Origin of the sequence: Amycolatopsis sp. NPDC051371 (genome assembly GCF_040682155.1) — a bacterium.
In the GTDB taxonomy this organism is placed as follows: domain Bacteria; phylum Actinomycetota; class Actinomycetes; order Mycobacteriales; family Pseudonocardiaceae; genus Amycolatopsis.
Genome location: NZ_JBFBAG010000002.1, coordinates 45,331 through 64,450, shown reverse-complemented (window position 1 = coordinate 64,450; position 19,120 = coordinate 45,331). Strand labels below are relative to the sequence as shown.

At 71.8% G+C, this 19,120-nt stretch carries 16 protein-coding genes; 11 read left to right on the top strand and 5 right to left on the bottom strand.

The window, feature by feature from the left end; translation table 11 throughout:
- Positions 1–220: 220 nt before the first annotated feature.
- The 8 genes from AB0M59_RS02475 (at position 221) to AB0M59_RS02440 (ending at position 9,340) form a co-directional block, all read left to right on the top strand.
- On the top strand, positions 221–1,501 hold the full coding sequence (locus tag AB0M59_RS02475) for an extracellular solute-binding protein (protein WP_364607282.1): 1,281 nt from the start codon (positions 221–223) through the stop codon (positions 1,499–1,501).
- A 175-nt stretch (positions 1,502–1,676) separates the two neighbouring features.
- Entirely contained in the window at positions 1,677–2,615 is a 939-nt protein-coding gene (locus AB0M59_RS02470; protein WP_364607279.1) for a sugar ABC transporter permease, read from the top strand.
- Complete coding sequence (locus AB0M59_RS02465) at positions 2,612–3,430, top strand: carbohydrate ABC transporter permease (RefSeq protein WP_364607277.1); 819 nt, start codon at positions 2,612–2,614, stop codon at positions 3,428–3,430. Before AB0M59_RS02470 ends, AB0M59_RS02465 begins: the two co-directional genes overlap by 4 nt.
- Positions 3,430–4,953 (top strand): beta-N-acetylhexosaminidase, encoded by a 1,524-nt coding sequence (locus AB0M59_RS02460; RefSeq protein ID WP_364607275.1) that lies wholly within the window; start codon positions 3,430–3,432, stop codon positions 4,951–4,953. Before AB0M59_RS02465 ends, AB0M59_RS02460 begins: the two co-directional genes overlap by 1 nt.
- A gap of 158 nt (positions 4,954–5,111) precedes the next feature.
- Positions 5,112–5,810, top strand: coding sequence for a GntR family transcriptional regulator (locus AB0M59_RS02455; RefSeq protein ID WP_364607273.1), 699 nt, complete (start codon positions 5,112–5,114; stop codon positions 5,808–5,810).
- A gap of 294 nt (positions 5,811–6,104) precedes the next feature.
- The gene (locus AB0M59_RS02450; protein ID WP_364607270.1) at positions 6,105–8,495 is read left to right on the top strand and encodes a hypothetical protein; all 2,391 of its coding nucleotides are present in this window, start codon (positions 6,105–6,107) and stop codon (positions 8,493–8,495) included.
- A gap of 67 nt (positions 8,496–8,562) precedes the next feature.
- Positions 8,563–8,961: a hypothetical protein gene (locus AB0M59_RS02445; protein WP_364607267.1), complete on the top strand. Its 399-nt coding sequence runs from the start codon at positions 8,563–8,565 to the stop codon at positions 8,959–8,961.
- Positions 8,954–9,340, top strand: coding sequence for an ester cyclase (locus AB0M59_RS02440; protein ID WP_364607264.1), 387 nt, complete (start codon positions 8,954–8,956; stop codon positions 9,338–9,340). The genes AB0M59_RS02445 and AB0M59_RS02440 overlap by 8 nt, the downstream gene beginning before the upstream one ends.
- Here AB0M59_RS02440 and AB0M59_RS02435 read toward each other — a convergent pair.
- From AB0M59_RS02435 to AB0M59_RS02420, 4 genes are read right to left on the bottom strand one after another with little or no spacing between them, the layout of a single operon-like run.
- Positions 9,330–10,109 (bottom strand): MHYT domain-containing protein, encoded by a 780-nt coding sequence (locus AB0M59_RS02435; RefSeq protein ID WP_364607261.1) that lies wholly within the window; start codon positions 10,107–10,109, stop codon positions 9,330–9,332. The two genes, AB0M59_RS02440 and AB0M59_RS02435, sit on opposite strands and share 11 nt — an antisense overlap.
- 18 nt (positions 10,110–10,127) lie before the next feature.
- Positions 10,128–10,520 (bottom strand): DUF742 domain-containing protein, encoded by a 393-nt coding sequence (locus AB0M59_RS02430; RefSeq protein ID WP_364607258.1) that lies wholly within the window; start codon positions 10,518–10,520, stop codon positions 10,128–10,130.
- On the bottom strand, positions 10,517–11,026 hold the full coding sequence (locus tag AB0M59_RS02425) for a roadblock/LC7 domain-containing protein (RefSeq protein ID WP_364607255.1): 510 nt from the start codon (positions 11,024–11,026) through the stop codon (positions 10,517–10,519). Before AB0M59_RS02425 ends, AB0M59_RS02430 begins: the two co-directional genes overlap by 4 nt.
- On the bottom strand, positions 11,023–13,764 hold the full coding sequence (locus tag AB0M59_RS02420; RefSeq protein WP_364607252.1) for an ATP-binding protein: 2,742 nt from the start codon (positions 13,762–13,764) through the stop codon (positions 11,023–11,025). The genes AB0M59_RS02425 and AB0M59_RS02420 overlap by 4 nt, the downstream gene beginning before the upstream one ends.
- A gap of 467 nt (positions 13,765–14,231) precedes the next feature.
- On the opposite strand from AB0M59_RS02420, the gene AB0M59_RS02415 reads away from it, so the two are divergent.
- Entirely contained in the window at positions 14,232–15,521 is a 1,290-nt protein-coding gene (locus AB0M59_RS02415; protein WP_364607249.1) for a low temperature requirement protein A, read from the top strand.
- A gap of 167 nt (positions 15,522–15,688) precedes the next feature.
- On the opposite strand, the gene AB0M59_RS02410 is transcribed toward AB0M59_RS02415, so the two are convergent.
- On the bottom strand, positions 15,689–16,150 hold the full coding sequence (locus AB0M59_RS02410) for a MarR family transcriptional regulator (protein ID WP_364608479.1): 462 nt from the start codon (positions 16,148–16,150) through the stop codon (positions 15,689–15,691).
- Positions 16,151–16,236: 86 nt separating this feature from the next.
- Here AB0M59_RS02410 and AB0M59_RS02405 point away from each other — a divergent pair, with 86 nt between their 5' ends.
- Positions 16,237–18,030 (top strand): thiamine pyrophosphate-requiring protein, encoded by a 1,794-nt coding sequence (locus AB0M59_RS02405; protein ID WP_364607246.1) that lies wholly within the window; start codon positions 16,237–16,239, stop codon positions 18,028–18,030.
- Complete coding sequence (locus AB0M59_RS02400; RefSeq protein WP_364607243.1) at positions 18,030–19,118, top strand: enolase C-terminal domain-like protein; 1,089 nt, start codon at positions 18,030–18,032, stop codon at positions 19,116–19,118. Before AB0M59_RS02405 ends, AB0M59_RS02400 begins: the two co-directional genes overlap by 1 nt.
- The last annotated feature ends 2 nt before the right edge of the window (positions 19,119–19,120 follow it).

The following is a 19,120-nucleotide window of genomic DNA, read 5'->3' as shown; positions in this document are numbered from 1 at the left end:
TTCGGCACCCGACACCGATGCCTGACATCGGTGCCTGACGCCGGCCGACCTGGCCGCGGCCCGGGTTCCAGGGACCAGCCCGGGCCGCGGTCACCCACTCCCTTACGCACTTCCGCACCAAGCGCCCCAATGTGGCGTTGGGTGCGCCTGACGCACCGAATGCCACATTGGGTGCTTGCCCCCACCCCCACTACTTCCGCCGCCATTCCAGGAGTTTCCCGTGCGCAGACGCACCTTCGCCGCCGCTCTGGCCGTCGCCGCCGTGACCGCCAGTGCCGCCTGCGGTACCGACACCCCCGCCCCCACTGCCCAGGGCGGCGGGCAGCTGACCGTCTGGCTGATGAACGGCGACCTGTCCGACAAGGCCACCGCGGCGATCAACGCCGCCTTCGAAAAGGCCACCGGCGCGAAGGTCACCGTGCAGATCCAGGAGTGGGACAACATCAACACCAAGATCAGCACCGCCCTGGCCCAGGACAACACGCCGGACGTCATCGAGATCGGCAACACGAACGTCCCGCTCTTCGCCGCCAACGGCGCGCTCACCGACCTCACCTCGCACCACGACGAGCTGGCCGGGAAGAACACCTGGCTGCCCGGCCTCGCCGGACCGGCCACTGTGGACGGAAAGCTCTACGGCGCTCCCCTGTTCGCGGGCAACCGCGCCGTGATCTACGACAAGCAGGTCTGGGCCGACGCCGGGATCACCGCGCCACCGAAGACGTTCACGGAACTCACGCAAGACCTCGACAAGATCAAGGCCAAGCACCCCGCGGCGGACTACTCCGCCTTCCACTTCCCCGGCAAGTACTGGTACGGCGCGCTGCAGTTCGTCTGGGACGCCGGCGGCCAGCTCGCCACGCAGAAGGACGGCAAGTGGACCGGCGCCCTGGAAAGCCCCGAAGCGCAGAAGGGCCTGCTGGCCTGGAAGGACTTCCAGAACACCTACTCCTCCGCCGCGTCCCGCAACGTCGACACCAAGGCGCCCGACCAGGCCGCCATCTTCTCCGCCGGCGGCGCCGGGGCGATCCTCGACACGAGCATCAACACCGTCGTCAAGAATAAGCCGGAGCTGAAGGACCACCTGGGCACCTTCCCGTTCCCCAGCACCACGGCCGGGAAGACGCAGCCGGTGTTCCTCGGCGGGTCGGACCTCGTAGTCGCGGCCAAGAGCCGCAACCAGGACCTCGCCCTGGCCTACCTCAAGGCCGGGACGAGCCCCGAGGTGCAGCGCGACGCGATCGTCGGCATCGACGGCTGGACGCCCGTCTCGACCGAGCTGATCGACGAGATCACGCCCACCCTGCCGCCGGTCAACGCCGCCTTCGCCACCGCGGCCAAGACCAGCGTCGCGACGCCGGCCGCCCCGGGCTGGGCGACGATCGAGAGTGACAAGTCCATCAACACCTTCTTCGCCGACATCGCCACCGGACGCCGGCCGATCGCCGACGCCGCCAAGGACTTCGACGCTCACCTGACCGAGGCGCTGGGCGCCCGCTGACCGGCGGGGTGGCCCGGCCGACTGCCGTCCCCAACCGGGCCGCCCCGCCCCTTTCCGCGAAGGAGTCCTCCTGGTGCTGATCCGACCAAAAGCAGGCCGGCCCTCGAGCGGTACGGGCCATTGCCACGAAAGCCATCCGGCCGTGACTGTGGCCGGATCAGCAACGAACGGCACAGTGCTGGTGAAAGCGCCGCCCGAAGCCCCGCCGAGACCGGCCACGCCACGCCGGCGTCGTTCCCTGCTGCCCTACGGCCTGCTCCTGCCCGCGACCGTGCTGCTCGGGCTCGTCCTGGGCTACCCGCTCGTGCGCCTGGTCGTCATCTCGACGCAGCGGTACGGCCTGCGATCTCTCTTCACCGGCACGACGACCTTCGCCGGCTGGGACAACTACGCCGCGGTTCTCGGCGACGACCAGCTCCTCCCGGTCCTCGCGCGCAGCGTAGGGTTCTGCGCGGCGCTCGTCCTCGGCACCCTGGTCATCGGCTTCGGTGTCGCACTGCTGCTGCAACGTCTGGGCCGCGGCATGCGCACGGCGGTCACGCTCTGCCTGATCGCGGCCTGGGCGTTGCCGAACGTGGCGTCCACCCTGGTCTGGCAATGGCTCTTCCAGCCCGGCTACGGCGTGGTCAACTGGCTGCTCACCCAGGTCGGCTTCGGCGACCTCACCCAGCACGACTGGACCACCTCGCCGGCGTCGGCGTTCACCCTCGTCTGGCTGCTGGTCGTGTGGCAGTCCGTCCCGTTCGTCGCGCTCACGCTCTACGCGGGCCTGTCGCAGATCCCGCGCTCCTACTACGAAGCCGCCGCGCTCGACGGCGCCCGGCCGTGGCGGGTGCACCGCACCATCACCTTCCCGTTCCTCCAGCCGATCCTCGGGCTGGTCACCATCCTGTCGGTCATCTGGGACTTCACGGTGTTCAACCAGATCTGGATCCTCACCCAGGGCGGCCCGAACGACGGTACGACGACGCTGGGCATCTGGACGTTCACCCGCGCGTTCAGCGGCAACAACTTCGGCCAGGGCGCGGCGATCGCCGTCGTCTCGGTGGCGCTGCTCGTCGGCATGACGGCCGTGTACGTGCGCCGGCTCGTCCGCTCCGGGGAGGACCTGTGATCCGCCGGATCGGCCGCAACACGGTCGCCACCGTCTTCTGCCTCGTGTGGATCTTCCCGGTCTACTGGATGGTGCTCACGGCGTTCAAGCCCGCGGGCAAGATCCTCCAGCCCACGCCCCAGTTCCTGCCGATCGACATCACGCTGGACAACTTCGCCGACGCGCTCGCGAAGCCGGGGTTCGTGCAGGACCTCGTCAACAGCGTCGTGGTCGTCGTCGCGGTGGTCGCTCTGTCCATTGTGGTCGCGTTCCTGGCCGCGACCGCGTTGACGCGCTTCCGGTTCTTCGGGCGCCGCAGCTTCCTCATCGGCGTGCTGGTGCTCCAGATGGTGCCGGTGCCCGCCCTGGTCATCCCGCTGTTCCTCGGCCTGAAGAGCGCGCACCTGCTCGACACGCTGTTCGGGCTGATCCTGACCTACGTGGCGCTCGTGCTGCCGTTCACGATCTGGACGCTGCGCGGCTTCCTGCACGGCATCCCGGTCGAACTCGAGGAGGCGGCGATGGTCGACGGCGCGACGCGCGGACGGGTCATGCGCTCGGTCCTGCTGCCCCTGGTGCTGCCCGGCCTGATCGCGACCAGCGTGTTCGCGTTCATCACGGCGTGGAACGACTTCCTGTTCGCCTACGTGATCATGAAGGACAGCTCCGGCTACACGCTGCCGGTGTGGCTGGTCTCGTTCAGCACCAGCACCGGCACCGACTACGGCGGCCTCATCGCGGCGTCGACGCTGTTCGCGCTGCCGGTCGTCATCTTCTTCGCGCTCGTGCAGCGCCACCTGGTCGAAGGCATGACCGCGGGCGCGGTGAAAGGCTGATGATCATCCCCCACCCCGCGCGGCTGACGCGCCGCGCCGGTACCTTCGCGCCCGCCGGCGGCCTGCGCGTCCTGTCCACCCGCGGCGCCGAGCGCGCGGCCCGCCTGCTGGCCGGCTACCTGCCCCGGCCGGCGATCCACCACGGCACCGCGATCCGTCTCGACCTCGTACCGGAGGCGAAACACGGGCTCGAGGGCTACGAACTCGACGTCACGCCGGCGGACGCGCTCCTCACGGCCTCGACCGAGGCGGGGCTGCGCAACGGCGTGCAGACCCTCCGGCAGCTGGTGCCGCTGCACGGCCCGCCGCGGCTGCCGTGCCTGCACGTCCGCGACGCGCCCCGGCTGCCCTGGCGCGGCGTGCTGCTCGACGTCGCCCGGCACTTCCTGCCGCTGGAGTTCCTCCGCGAGTTCGTCGACCTCATGGCGCTGCACAAGTACAACGTCCTGCACCTGCACCTCACCGACGACCAGGGCTGGCGCATCGAGATCGACGGCCGGCCGCGGCTCACCGAGATCGGCGCGTGGCGCACCGAGTCGATGGTCGGGGCGGCCGGCAGCGGCGTCTACGACGGCGTCCCCCACGGCGGCTTCTACACCCAGCGCGAGCTGCGCGAACTGGTCGCCTTCGCGGCCGACCGCGGCGTGCGGATCGTGCCGGAGATCGACCTGCCCGGCCACGTGCGCTCGGCGCTGGCCGCCTACCCCGAGCTGGGCAACCGGCCGGACGTCACGCTGCCGGTGTGGACGGCGTGGGGCATCAGCCCGGACATCCTCGGCGTCCATGACGGCGCGTTCGCGTTCTGCCGCGAGGTGCTCACGCAGGTCGCGGACGTCTTCCCGGCACGGCACCTGCACATCGGCGGCGACGAGTGCCCGACCACGCAGTGGGCGTCGAACCCGGTCGCGCTGGAGACGGCGGCGCGGCTCGGGTTGAGCGACACCGCCGAACTGCACCCGTGGTTCCTGAGCGAGCTGCAGGGTTTCCTGGCGGATCTCGGCCGGCAGGCCGTGTGCTGGGACGAGACCGGCCACGCCGCGGGCCGGCTGCCACCGGAAATGGTCGTGACGGCTTGGCGCGACGCCGCGCACGGCGCTTTGGCCGTGGCGCGCGGCCACCAGGTCGTCATGGCGCCGCACACGTCGACGTACTTCGACTACCGGCAGAGCGAAGAACCCGGCGAGCCGCCGCGGGCGGACGTCACGACACTCCGGGACGTCTACCGCTTCGATCCCCTGGCGGGCGGGCTGGCGGTCAGCGACGGGACCCGGCCCGGGGTGCTGGGCACGCAGGCCCAGCTGTGGACCGAGCACGCGCCGACGCCCGACCACGTCCGCCACCTGGCGTTCCCGCGGCTGTGCGCGCTGGCCGAACGCGCGTGGTCGCCGCCGGAGCGCAGTTATCCTGAGTTCCAGGAGCGCCTGGCCGGTCACCTCGAACGGCTGCGCGCCCTCGACGCCCTGCCCAAGGAGCGCGTCCGGTTCGCCGGCGCGGTCCCCGTATCCGGGAAGACGGTGCCTTGACCGCTGTGCCATCCGGGGCTCCGCCCCAGGCCGGGGGCTCCGCCACCCGGAGCCCCCGAAAAGAAGGTGAGCCATCCGGGGCTCCGCCCCAGGCCGGGGGCTCCGCCACCCGGAGCCCCCGAAAAGAAGATGGCGAGCCGGCGGACCGCCCGCCCACCGTGAAGCGCGACCGCGTCCGGCGGCACCTGCTGAAGGTGATCGAGCACGCCGGCCCCGGCACCGGGCTGGCGTCCGAACGCGACCTCGCCGCGGAGCTGGGCGTGTCCCGCCCGACCGTCCGGGCGGCCATCGACGAGCTGGCCCGCACCGGGCTGCTGGTGCGCCAGCGCGGGCGGGGGACGTTCACCAGCCCGCAGAAGGTGACCCAGGAACTGGCGACGGGCCTCGCCGTCCCGCCCGCGGAGGGGCACTGGACGAGCCGCGTGGTCGCGTTCGGCCTCTCCCCCGCCCCGCGCTCCCTGGCGGCCGACCTGGAACGCGAGCCGGGGGCGCCGGTCCTGCGCGTCACGCGGGTCCGGCACGTCGACGACGAGCCGATCGCGATCGAACAGCTGGCGCTGCCCGCGTCCGTGGTCCCGGGGCTGTCCCCCGCCGACCTGGAGTCGGGCAACTTCTACCGGCTGCTGCGGGAGCGGTTCGGGATCGTGGTGCAGGACGCCGTGCAGACGATCGAGCCGGCGGTGACCAACCCGGAGCAGGCCGAGCTGCTCGAGATCGCGGTGTACGCGCCGATCCTGCACATCGAGCGGCTGACCCGCGACACCACGGGGCAGGTGGTCGAGCTGACCCGCTCGGTCTACCGCGGCGACCGGTACCGCATCACCTCGAAACTCCGCTTCGACGCCGAATCGGGGTAAACCGGGTATCCGGAAAATAAATCTTCATCGCCTTCCGGAAACCGCCTTTTTAGCGTCCACTCATTACTCGAACGAGTGACGCCGTGCCGACATCCGGGTGAGCGGCCGACGCAAAGCACGTCGTCGCAGCCGGTACAAATGATCGCGTGACGGTAACAAACTGCGCTGTTGGCTTCGCTTTTCTGGCGCCCGGGTGAGAGCGCTTCAACGCACTCCCGGTGCGGCATAGGATTTTCCTTCGGCCAGGAAACCTTTTCTGGAACCAACCGTTGCGAAAAGAATCGAGGACCATTCATGCGAAGACGCATGCTGGGAGCAGTGCTGCCCCTGGTGCTCGTCGCGGCCACCGGCGTCGCGCTGCCCACGACCGCCGAGGCGGCCGCCGTCTCGGGGCTCACGAAGTCCGTGCAGGGCACCGGTTCCCCCGCCGCGCACGGGGCCACCGCGAACTGGGTCATCGGCTACGACGACCAGGCCACCGGGTCCGGCGCCGCGACCATCACCGACGCCGTCGGCGCGGGCCAGGCCTTCCAGTCCGGCTCGCTGCACGCCCCGCCCGGGTGGACGCCGTCGTGGTCCACCGACGGCAGCACCTTCACCGGCACCGAACCCGCGTCCGGCGTCACCGCCGTGCGCGCGAGCGACCCGGACGCCGGCCCCGACGCGACCTCGTTGTCCGCCTCGCTCACCCCGCCCGTGCAGGCGGTGACGACCGCGACCGGCGGCGACGGCTTCAGCCCGATCCTCTACCGCACCCCGGGCGGCGCGCTGCAGGCCTGGAACATCTACCACCACCTGGGGGCCACTTCGCCGAAGGTGGTCTGCACCGACCTCGCCACCGGGCAGCGCTGCCCGGGCGGCCCGTGGCCGAAGGTGCTCAACACCGCGCCCGGCCCGCTCGGCACCCTGGGGGCCGGGGACATCGCGAGCACCATGGTCGAGCAGTACGTGCGCGACCCCGCCGCGCCGGCGAAGGTCTACTACCCGGCCGTCACGGCCACGTCGGTCGGCGTCGGCTGCCTCGACCTGGCCGCCTCGGCCAACTGCGGGTACTGGGCACTGTCCCCGACCGGCGGCTCCCCGGCGGTGAGCAGCATCGGCGGCTTCGTGGCGACCGGCGGCAACCTGTACGGCGTCGTCAGCTCCGGCGCCGTCGTGTGCTGGACGATGGCCACGCAGAGCCCCTGCGGCGGCCAGCCGTACGCGCCGATCGTGCCGGCGGCCAACCAGCCGTACGTCTACGGCGCGGTGACCCTGGTGGCGGGCAAGGTGTTCGCGTCGACGTCGAACCCGAACACCGGGCAGCAGCCGTCGCTGGGCTGCTTCGACCCGGCGACCGCCACGGCGTGCGCGAACTGGGCCGCGTCCCGGCCCACGGGTCCGGCGGGCAACTACAACTACAACGACTACACGGCGTTCGACACGAGCGGTGCCCCGGTGGGCGCGTGCGCGACGACGACCGGCGGGACGAACGTCACGACGTGCTACGCCCTGGACGGTTCCGCGCTCGCGGCCCCGCCGGGACCGGCCGCGCTGACGGGCGGGGTGTACGCCTTCCCGCCGGAGGTCGTCACCGATCCCAGCGGCCACGTGCGCAGCTACCTGCCGATCTGGAACGGCGGCTACGCGGGTGCGGCGCTCTGCCACGACTGGACGACGGGCGCGGCGTGCGCGGGTCTGCCCGGTCCGATCTCGCACCCGTCGGCGAACGGCGGGGCCACCCGGGACTACGGGTACACCTACGACCCGCCGTCGGGCTGCCTGATCGGCCTCGGTGACGCGGGCGTGCTGTTCTCGATGGACCCGGCGACGGGAGCGACGCCGTGTGTCCGCTCGGGCGGCCAGGTGACGCTGAAGCCGGGTGACTTCTACTGTGACGGCGGCTCGCACGTCCAGGGGTACACGGCGGCGCGGCTGACCGGCGTCGACCCGGCGAACGTCGACTTCGGGGCGTCCCGGGTGACGGTGGTGGACCAGGGCGGCGCGACGGTGCCGACCGCGGGCTTCGCCCCGGACGGCTCGGTCGACCTGACCGGCGTGTCCGTGGCGGCGCACCCGTCGATCACGGTGACGACGACGCTGGTGCTGCACAACGGAACCGGCTTCGGCGGCCGGCTGGTGGTCGACTACGCGGGTGACGCGCCGCAGCTGTGCTTCCGCACGACGATCGCGACGGACTGCGCGGTCGCGTCGGTGGCGAACACGGCGACCGGGACGGACTCGACGGGCTCGTTCACGTCGAACACGGTGACGCTCCCGGTGGCGCCGGGCGCGTCGTGCACGCCGAAGGTCACCGTGGAGAAGGAGATCTGCACGTCCGCTTCGGCTTCGAAGTGCGGACCGGGTGGCGCCGGGCCGTGGGCGAAGCAGGCGGGGGTCGGTCTCCTGGGCCTGCTGAACGCGACGGCGTACTGGCGGATCACGGTGACGAACCAGGGTCCGGTGGGCATCACGTCGGCTCAGGTGGTGGACAGCGTGGAGCCGTCGTGCCAGACGGGTCCGTTCACGCTGGCGGCGGGTGCGTCGAAGCAGGTGTACTGCTCGACTTACGCGCTGCTGAACCTGTTCCCGATCACGAACCAGGCGAAGGTGAGTTACGTGCCGGCGAACGTTCCTCCGGGGACGCCGCCGTCGCACACGGGATGGTCGTCGGCGAAGGCTTGTTCGCTGCTGTGCATCCTGTAGGGGGGTGAGGTGAGCGGCCCGCGGGGAGGTTCCCCCGCGGGCCGTTCCCGTTTGGCAGACTGGCCGGATGCGGCTGAACTCGCGGGCGTGGCCCCATCGCTTCGACGAAGTCCCGTGGCGCGAGATCGCCACCCGGTTCGACGAGATGGCCACGCGGCACCCGGAGTTCGCTCCCCTGGCCGACATCGTCGCGAGCGTCCTGGCGCGCGGCGGCGAGCAGCACCTGGCCGCGCTCACGTCGATGCACGACCTGGTGGTCACGGCCCGGCCGGTGCCGGAGTACCGGCCGATCGAGGTCGTGGTCGTCCGGTCGCCTTCCTCGGGTTTCGTCGGCGCGGGCGGGGTCTTCATCGAGCACCGGTCCGTCACCGGCCACGACGACGGGATCTTCCGGGACGGCGCCGAGGCAGTGCCGCTCTTCTGGCGGTTCGTGATCGAAAAGTTCGGGGTGGAACCCGTTGCCTGATCTCGAAGAGCGCTACCGCGCCTACCTCACCTGCCTGAACGAGCGGCGCTTCGACGACCTCGCGGACTTCGCGCACGACCCGGTCGTCCACAACGGCCGCACGCTGGGCATCTCCGACTTCCGAACCCTCCTGGAGCGCGACTCCGCCGAAATCCCCGATCTCACCTACGTGATCGAAGGACTCGTCGTCCAGGACGACCAGGTCGCCTGCCGCATCCGGTTCGACTGCACGCCGGTCACGGATTTTCGCGGCCTGCCGACCGCCGGCAAGGCCGTCTCCTTCGCCGAGCACGTCTTCTACCGCTTCGAACGCGGCAAGATCGCCGAGATCTGGTCCCTCATCGACACCGACGCCATCCGCGACCAGCTCACACCGTGACGGCTTCTTCCTTCTCCGAAGCCGAAGCCGCGGCAGCAGCAGCCTCGGGCGTGATCGCCGGCGCGATCAACACCGCGCACAGCGGCACCGCCATCGCGATCGCCGCGAGCACGAACACCGGGAACAGGAAGGAGAACACCTCGACCCCCGCCGGGTCCGGGGCGTTCATGTCCATGGTCATCCGGACCGCCGCCATGCCCGTGTAGTGCATGCCCGTCACCGCCGCGCCCATCACGAACCCCGCCAGCAGCCGCAGGGACAGCCGGTCCAGGAACACCGCGAACCACAGCGCCGCCGTCGCCGCCACCACCGCGATCACCACCGACAGCGCGACCAGGCCGCCTTCGTAGGTGAAGTCGCCCTTCACGCGCAGGGCCGACATCCCCGTGTAGTGCATGACGTTCACCGCCAGGCCCGTGATGACGCCGCCGAGCGCGAGGCGCCACCAGCCGAACTTCGCGCGGCCGCCCACCACCACGAGACCGGCGAACACCGCCGACACCGACAGGATCGCCGACAGCACCGTGCGGAAGACGTCGTAGCGAACCGGCATCCCGGGGGTGCTGAACCCGAGCATCGCGACGAAGTGCATCAGCCAGATGCCGACGCCGCCGATCGAGATCGCCGCCAGCACCAGCCACCGCATGCGGTGCCGGGGGCTCACCGCGTGGCGGGCCTGGACCGCGCACGCCAGCCCGAGCGCGCAGCCCACCACCGACGTCAGGTACGCGAGCACCAGCAGCCAGTGTCCGAGTGCGAAGTGTTCCATGATGAGTCCTTCCCGGGGCTACAGGTCGCGCAGCCCGTGCAGCACGCGTTCCATCAAGTCGTGGCGCTCGTCCCAGGTCGACGTGTCCGACAGCGTGTCGCGGACGATCACCAGGTTGTCCTGCATCAGGTCCGACACGAGCACGCGGACCACCCCGAGCGGCAGCGCCAGCAGCGCCGCGATCTCCATCAGCGACCGCGGCCGGGCGCAGATCTCGGTGACCTCCGCCAGCGCGCTCGACATCAGGTACGCCGCCTCGGCCCGGCCCGCCGCCGTGGTCTCGACCAGCGCTTCGACGGCGATCTCGACCGTCGGCGCCGTCCGGCCCTCCGTCCAGGCGTACGGGCGGGCGAGCGCCGGGCTGCGGCGCGGCTCCTCCCCGTGGGGCCCGGGCGGCGGCTCGTCGATCACCGGTGGTCCTGGGCCACCGGTATCTCGCGTGCGGGCACGTCGACCTTCTGCCCCACCCGCTCGACCAGCATCGTCATCTCGTAGCCGACCAGCCCGATGTCGCAGCCGGTCGACGCGAGCACGACGAGGTTGGAGCCGTCGCCCACGCTCATCAGCAGCAGGAACCCCTGCTCCATCTCGATCACCGACTGCACCACCCGCCCGGCGGTGAACAGCTCCGCGGTGCCCAGCGACAGGCTGGAGAGCCCGGCCGCGATCGCCGCCAGCTGGTCGGCGCGCTCGCGGGGCAGGGCCTCGTCGGCGGCCACGAGCAGGCCGTCGGCGGAGACCAGCACCGCGTGCGCGATCCCCGAGACGTCCTGGACGAACCCGTTGACCAGCCAGTTCAGCGTCGCCGTCCGTCCGGGCGGCGCGGCGGGACCGGGGAAGCCCAAGGTCCCGCTGAGGGACCGGGCCGCCGGGTCGGCGCCGGAGCGTCGCGGCGGTACGTCGGGAAGTTCCGTCATCGCGGATCCACTTCGTCCTTTCCGGATTCTTCGGTGCGGGCCGCGGTCTCCCGCCGGGCCGCACGCATCCCCTGGTAGTGCCGGGAGAGACTGGTGCGGACGGCGGCGGCGTCGCGGAACGTCCCGGCGGCCTGCTCGCGCACACGCGGGACGACCGCGCCGGGGGCGAGCTGAGCGCCGGGCCGCCGCGTCGGCAGGCCGGCATCGGTGAGCCGCTGCGCGATCGCGGGCTTGAGAGCGCTTTCGGCAGCCTGGCGCGTGCGGTCGGCCGGGGTCTCCCACTCCCCCACCGGCGCGGCGCCCTTTTCGTGACGGGCCGCGGGTGTTTCGGCCGAGGTCGGCCAGTCCGACGCCGGGGTGGCGCCGCCGGGTTCGGCCGGGGAAGCGGGTTCGGCCGGGTCGGCCCGGTGCGCCGCCGTGGCTCCGTTCCGGCCGGTTCGATCGGCCGCGGGCTCGTCAGCCGAGGGCGGCCACTCCGCCGGAGCGGTCCGGTCAGCCGGCGTCTCGGCCGGGGGCGGCCATTCCGCCGAGTCGGCCGGAGCGGCCCGGTCCGCCGGCTTCTCGGCCGGGCGCGGCCACTCCGCCGAGTCGGCCGGAGCGGTCCGATCCGCCGGCCTGGTGGCCCGGCCGTTCGGTGCCGCGGGCGGCCACTCCGTCGCGGCGCCTTCCCCCGGGGCCGGCCACTCCACCGGTGCGTCGCGCCTGATCAAGGGTTTCACCGCCGGCTCGGTGAACCAACTCGTCACGACCTGCTCGAAGATCGGCGTCGACGCCTGCGCCGGCACCACCGGCGGCTGCGTGTGGCCGTTGCGGGCCGCCGAAGCCGTCGCGAGCCGGCCGGCGCCGATCGGGCGGGCCAGGTCGGCGATGACCAGCGCCCCCGGGACGTGCACGCTCGCCGTCACCCCCGCGTGCCGCGCGCCCGTTCCGGTCGCGCGCAGCCGGACCGTCACCCCGTGCAGCGCGGCGAGCCGGCCGACCACGAACAACCCCATCCGCCGGGTCGTCTCCGGTCCGACGGTCCCCGCCGCCGCGAGCCGGTCGTTCACCGACGCGAGCTCCGCCGGGGTCATCCCGAGACCCTGGTCGACGACCTCGATGAGCAGCCCGCCGTCGGCGCCGCGGTCGGCCGTCAGCGCGACCTTGTGCTCCGGCGGGGAGAACCGCGTCGCGTTCTCCAGCAGCTCGGCGAGGATGTGCACCACGTCCGCGGCCGCTTCGGGCTGCACCGAGCTGCGCGGCGCGTTGCCCATCGCCACCCGCCGGTAGTCCTTGACCTCCGACGTCGCGGCGCGCAGCAGGTCGCGTGTGGGCACCGGCTCCCGGCCGTGCCGGACCGGCCGGCCGCCCGCGAGGACGTGCAGGTTCTCGCCGTTGCGGCGCAGCCGGGTCGCGATGTGGTCGATCCGGAACAGCTCGTCGAGCCGACGCGGGTTCTGCTCGCCCGACTCGAGGTCCTCGATGATCGACAGCTGCTGCTCGACCAGGGACTGGCTCCGCCGCGAGAGCGTCATGAACATCTCGCTGACCTGCTTGCGCAGCTCGGCCTGCTCGACGGCGAGCCGGACCGCCTGGCGGTGCATGTCGTCGAAGGCGCGGGCCAGCTGCCCGATCTCCTCCTCGGTCCGGACCCCGGAGTCGGGCACCGCGCGCCAGTCGACGTCGTGGCCCTCCCGGACCTGCCGGACGGTCTCCGGGAGCTGTTCGTTCGCCGCGCGCAGGGCGGCGGCGCGCAGCCGGCGCACGGGCGTGACGAGCGAGCGCACCACCAGCAGGGCGATCGCGAGCGCGCCGAGCAGCGAGCCGAGGACCAGGGCCGTGTCCCGCAGCGAGTCCGACCGGGCGCGGTCGGCCGCGGCGGAGACGTCGCCGGTCAGCTTCGCCGCGACGTCGTTCAGCACGCCCGTCACGCCCTTGGCCTCGGCGGTGATCGAGGGGACGAACCCAGCGAGCGTCGCGTCGCCGCCGTTGCCGGGGTTCTGCAGGGCGTCGAGCCGGCCCTCGGCGGAGCTCGTCGCCGCCTCGAACCGCTTCAGGATGTCGCCCGAAAGCTGGTGTTCGGCCTGTTCGCCGAGCACTTCCTGTTCGGCGGCGGTCTGCACGACGGCCGGGCGCAGCGAAGCGTCGTCCGGGCTGTTCTGGGCCGCCCGCGCGTAGGTTTCTTCGGTGGCCAGCTCGCCGCGCAGGTGTATCAGCAGCCGGGCGGTCTCGGCGCCGGCGGCGGTTTCACTGCCGGCGTCGGCCGGGGCGAAGGTGGGCACGAGGTCGCCGAGCGTGGCGATGATGTCGTTGTAGCCGGCGGCTTTCGTGCGGACGTCCCCGCCGCCGGCGCCGGCCGCGCGGATGCCGGCGAGCTTGCCCAGCGCGGTGTTCAGCGCCCGGCCGGTGTCCGTGGCCAGCGGCGCGAAACCGGTGTCGCGCTGGACCGCGGCCACCTTCGCGTCGACGGCGGCGGTCAGCGTGTCCGGCGCACCCGCCGGGACCGCCACCGCCGCGACCATCTCCTCGCCCAGCGAGGCGGTCAGGTCGAACGTGTCCCGCAGGACCGGCAGCCGGTCGCGCGCCGCGCTGAGCGCGGTCGCCCGGTCGAGCTCGCCCTGGATCCGGATTTCCGCGAGCGCCACCGCGACGAGGACCGGCAGCAGCAGGACGACGCTGATCTTGGTGCGGACGCTCCAGTGCGCCGGCGACCACGCGGCGTCCGCCGACCGGCGGAGCGTGGTTCTGCTTTCATGCATGGTGGAACCGCTCGATTCCCAGCCGCGCGGACGGCTGACGTCGAACTCGGACAGGACGGGGGCCCCAGAGCCGATCACGGACGTCTCGAGCGGAATCCGAAACCCGGCTCCCGGACCGGGGGGAAGACGTGGCGTTGATCGACGCCGACCAGCAGAGAACATCACGTCCGCCATCCTTGTCAACCCTGAGGACCGGCGTTTCGGAACGCGGGGATTGAATTCCTTCGACGGTTCACGCATAGTGTCCCGACGGTCGCTGCTTGTACACCGTACAAGCACTGTTCGCCCAGCTCCAGGGCCTGACGCGGCGTAAACAACCGAGTTCGCCGCACTGGCGGCAGAATTACCCACAAGCGTTACCGAAACGATTTAGTGGCGAAGTCGGCCATTATTCGGATGGTTTGTTATTAATTCCCTCGCGGCGCCCGGGTGGGAGCGCGCCCGCCGGACGCGGCAGAATCGCCGCCGTGACCGATGCGGACGATGTGACCGATGTGGACGGAACCGGCGGCGGCCCGGCCCACGGCAAGCGGGTCGGCTGGGTCGAGCTGTACTTCGACTTGGTCTTCGTCTTCGCGGTGGGCCAGGTCGCGCACGGCATGGTCGCGGACCCGCACTGGATGAGCGCCGCTGCCGCGCTCGGCCTGTTCGCGACGCTGTGGTGGACGTGGATCGGCTTCGCCGTGCTCTACAACCGCCGCGGCGACGACAGCCGCGCCGCCGACCGGCTGTTCGTGCTCGCCGGCACCATCCCCTGCGGGATCGCCGCGACGCAGGCGCACCACGTGTTCGAAGGGCATCCGGCGGTGTTCGCGGCGGCGATGGCCGGAGTCCGCCTGATCCTGGCGGCCGCGCACCGGTGGCCGGCCCAACCCGGCCTCGACCAGAGCCGGATCAGCTGGGGCTACACGTTTTCGGCGGTCCTGTTCGGCGTCTCGGCGGTCATCCCGCACACGTGGGCGCTGTGGGTGTTCGCGCTCCTGCAGGAGGCCGGGTTCCTGCTGCTCGGCGACCGGCGCGGGCGGCGCCACGGCGAGTCCCGGCAGCGGCCCTCGCAGGCGGCGCGGCTGCGGACGCTGCTGAAGCCGCCGAGCGACCCGAACCTGGCGGTCGACTCCGCGCACCTCGCCGAGCGCTTCGGGCTGTTCATGATCCTGCTGCTCGGCGAGCTGGTGATCACGGTCGGCACGGCGGCCCTGGAGCGCCCGGCCGACGACGTCGCCTACTGGGCGTCCCTGGTCGCCGGCCTGGTGATGGCGGGCGCGCTGTGGTGGCTGTACTTCGCGTCGGCCGCGCGGATCTACGAGCGCCTGCTCGGCATCTCCGGCGGCAACCCCGCGCTCGCGTACTCCCTGTACGCGGTCGGCCACCTCTTCCCGGCCTTCGCGCTGCTGCTCATCGCGGCCGGGGTGAACCTGTCGCTGCACGAATCCCCGCCCCAGGCGGCGGCGTGGTTCACGACGGTGGGCCTGACGACGTACCTGGCCGGCACCCGGGTCTTCTCGGTACCCGGCCGCCCGCGCTGGTACGCCAGTCTGGCCCGGATCGCCGCCTTGGCGGCCACGGTGTGCCTCGCGTTCCTGGGCCGGGTCCTGCCGGCGCCCGCGGTGATCGTGGCGGTCGCGGTGTGGGCGGTGGTCAGCACGGTCGTGGCGGCGGGAATCCGCCACCGCGCGCTCGACCGCCTGGGCGACGACCCGGTGGCGTTCCTGCGCGGGATCCAGGAAGAGCGGCGCCGGGCCGCCGGCGGAAGCTGACAGCTCGTCCGACGGCGGTGGTGCCGGGCGGTCCCTGACGGCTCCTCAAACGTCTTGAATGAGTCATTCAGGTCGTCGGACGTCCTGAATGACTCATTCAAGACACCGGCCGGCCACCGCGTCAGCGGCGCCGGGCCGCCGGCGGAAGCTGACCGGCGGCGGACCACTCACTCCGCATTTGCGTCACGCAACAATGGCCGGAAATCCGTTTCGTACGCTTCGACGGCGTCGGCGAACCGCTCGAAAGCCGTGATCGCGGCATCCCGGGCGTCGGGGTCGAGCCGGCCCAGCACGGCCGCCAGCACCTGCCGCCGGTCGCGGTCGACGCAGTCCACCAGCCGGCGGCCCGGGGCCGTCGGCGCGAGCAGCGTCTCCCGGCGGTTCAGCGGGTTGGGGGCCTTCTCGAGCAGAGTCAACTCGACCAGCTTGTCACACGCCCGGGTGACCGACGACGGATTCAGCGCCAGCTCACGGGCCACCCTGCCCATGGTGACCGGCGTCCGGTCGACCACCACCCGCAGGGCGCGGAACTGGGTCAGGGTCAGCTGTTCGGTGTTCCGCCCGACGGTGGCGTCCGCGATGGTCACCATCGCCCGGAGCACCGCCAAGGCAGCGTCGGTCGACCTCATTTGCGTCACGCAAGCATGATAGGCCGAAAAGCGGGTAAGCGACTCTCTGGCGAGCGGAAAAGCCGCCGTCACCGAAGGGAGTACCCATGGCTCAGACAGTCGGTGACTACCTGCTCCAGCGCCTGCGCGAGTGGGGTGTCGAGCAGGTCTTCGCCTACCCGGGCGACGGGATCAACGGGCTCGTCGCCTCGTTCGGCAAAGCGGACAACCAGCCGCGGTTCGTGCAGGCGCGGCACGAAGAGATGGCCGCCTTCGCGGCGGTCGGCTACGCGAAGTTCAGCGGCAACGTCGGCGTCTGCATGGCCACCTCGGGCCCGGGCGCGATCCACCTGCTCAACGGGCTTTACGACGCGAAGCTCGACCACGTCCCGGTCGTCGCGATCGTCGGGCAGACCGCCCGCAGCGCGATGGGCGGCAGCTACCAGCAGGAGGTCGACCTCCAGTCGCTCTACAAGGACGTGGCCAGCGAATACCTCGTCGAGGTCAACGTCGCCGAGCAGCTGCCGAACGCGCTCGACCGGGCGATCCGGACGGCGCAGTCGTCCCGCTGCCCGACCGCGCTCATCATCCCCGCCGACCTGCAGGAAGAGCCCTACGAAGCGCCGAAGCACGCCTTCAAGCAGGTGCCGTCCAGCCCGCCGAGCACGTCTTGGCCGGCCCCGGTCCCGCCCGAGCGCGACCTCGACGCCGCGGCCGAAGTGCTCAACGCCGGCGAGAAGGTCGCCATCCTGGTCGGGCAGGGCGCGCGCGGCGCGGCCGAGGAGGTCCGGCAGCTCGCCGAGATCACCGGTGCGGGCGTGGCGAAAGCGTTGCTGGGCAAGGACGTCCTGTCCGACGAACTGCCGTACGTGACCGGCTCGATCGGGCTGCTCGGCACCCGGCCCAGCTACGAGCTGATGCGCGACTGCGACACGCTGCTGATCGTCGGCTCGAACTTCCCCTACAGCCAGTTCCTGCCGGACTTCGGCCAGGCGCGCGCGGTGCAGATCGACCTCGACGGCAAGTTCATCGGGATGCGCTACCCGACCGAGGTCAACCTCGTCGGCGACAGCGCGGCCACCCTGCGCGCGCTGCTGCAGAGGCTGACGGCCAAACCGGACCGGTCCTGGCGAGAGACGATCGAGAAGAACGTCGCCTCCTGGTGGGACACCGTCGAGAAGGAAGCCGCGGTGGACGCCGACCCGGTGAACCCGATGGCCATCGTGTCCGAACTGTCCAAGCGGATCCCCGAGAACGCCATCGTCACCGCGGACTCCGGTTCCTCCACCAACTGGTACGCCCGCAACCTGCGCATCCGCGGCGACATCCGCGGATCGCTGTCGGGCACGCTGGCGACCATGGGCCCGGGCGTGCCGTACGCCATCGGCGCGAAGTTCGCCCACCCCGACCGGCCGGTGATCGCCCTCGTCGGCGACGGCGCCATGCAGATGAACGGCCTCGCCGAGCTGATCACGATCGCCCGCTACCAGAGCCTGTGGAGCGACCCGACCTGCGTGATCTGCGTCTTCCACAACAACGACCTCAACCAGGTCACGTGGGAGCTGCGCGCGATGGGCGGCGCGCCGAAGTTCGAAGAGTCCCAGAGCCTGCCGGACGTCGACTACGCCGGCTTCGCGCTTTCGCTCGGACTCACGGCGGTCACCGTCGACAAGCCGGATCAGCTCGCTTCGGCGTGGGAGACCGCGCTCAGCGCGGGGAAGCCGGCCGTGCTCGACGTCCGCTGCGACCCCGAGGTGCCGCCGATTCCGCCGCACGCCACGTTCGAGCAGATGAAGTCCGCCGCCCAATCGGTACTGAAGGGCGACCCCGACGCGTTCCACCTCGTCGTGCAGGGGGTCAAGACGAAGCTGCAGGAGTTCCTGCCGGGCCGGAAGAGCTGATGAACACGATCGTGCGGGTCGGCGCCCGGGCCTACCGGGTGCCGGCCCCGGCGCCCGAGGCCGACGGCACCCTGGCCTGGGACGCCACCACGATCGTCGTCGTGCACATCGACGCCGGTGACGTCACCGGGCTGGGCTGGACCTACGCCGACGCGGCCTGCGTGCCGCTGATCGAGGGCGTGCTCGCGGCGGCCGTGCGCGGCCGCCCGGTGCTCGACGTGCCCGCCTGCTGGGCGGCCATGCAGCGCGCCATCCGCAACCTCGGTCGCCCCGGCCTGGTCTCGTGCGCGCTGTCCGCCGTCGACATCGCCCTGTGGGACGCCGCCGCCCGCTCGCTCGGACTGCCCGTGAGCAGGCTGCTCGGCCGGGTGCACGAGACGGTCGACGTCTACGGCAGCGGCGGGTTCACCACGCTGTCCGAGGGCGAACTGGTCGCGCAGCTCGACCACTGGGTGCGCCGGCAGCGCATCCCGCGCGTGAAGATCAAGATCGGCGAGTCGTGGGGCACCCGGGTGGACCGCGACCTGGACCGGGTGGCCGTGACGCGCGACAAGGTCGGCGACGACGTCGAGATCTACGTCGATGCCAACGGCGCCTACTCGCCCGGCCAGGCCCGCCGGGTCGCCGAGCGGCTGCTGGAGTGGGGCGTCACGTGGTTCGAGGAACCCGTCTCCAGCGACGACCTCGCCGGGCTCGCGGCGACGCGCTTCCCCGGTGGGCCGGACATCGCCGCCGGGGAGTACGGCTACGACCTGCCCTGCTTCGCGCGCCTGCTGCCGGTGGTCGACTGCCTCCAGGTCGACGTCACCCGCTGCGGCGGCTTCACCGAATGGCGGCGAGCCACCGCGCTCGCCGCCGCGGTGAACCGCGACGTGTCGGCCCACTGCGCCCCGAACCTCTCGGCGCACGCCGCGGTGGCCACGCAGAACTTCCGGCACATCGAGTGGTTCGCCGACCACGACCGCATCGAGCGCCTGTTCTTCGAGGGCTGTCTCGACCCGACCGGCGGCACCGTGACGCCGTCGATGTCCGAACCCGGCCACGGCTTGACCTTCCGGCCCGAAGCCGCGGCCGAGTACGCACTCTGAAG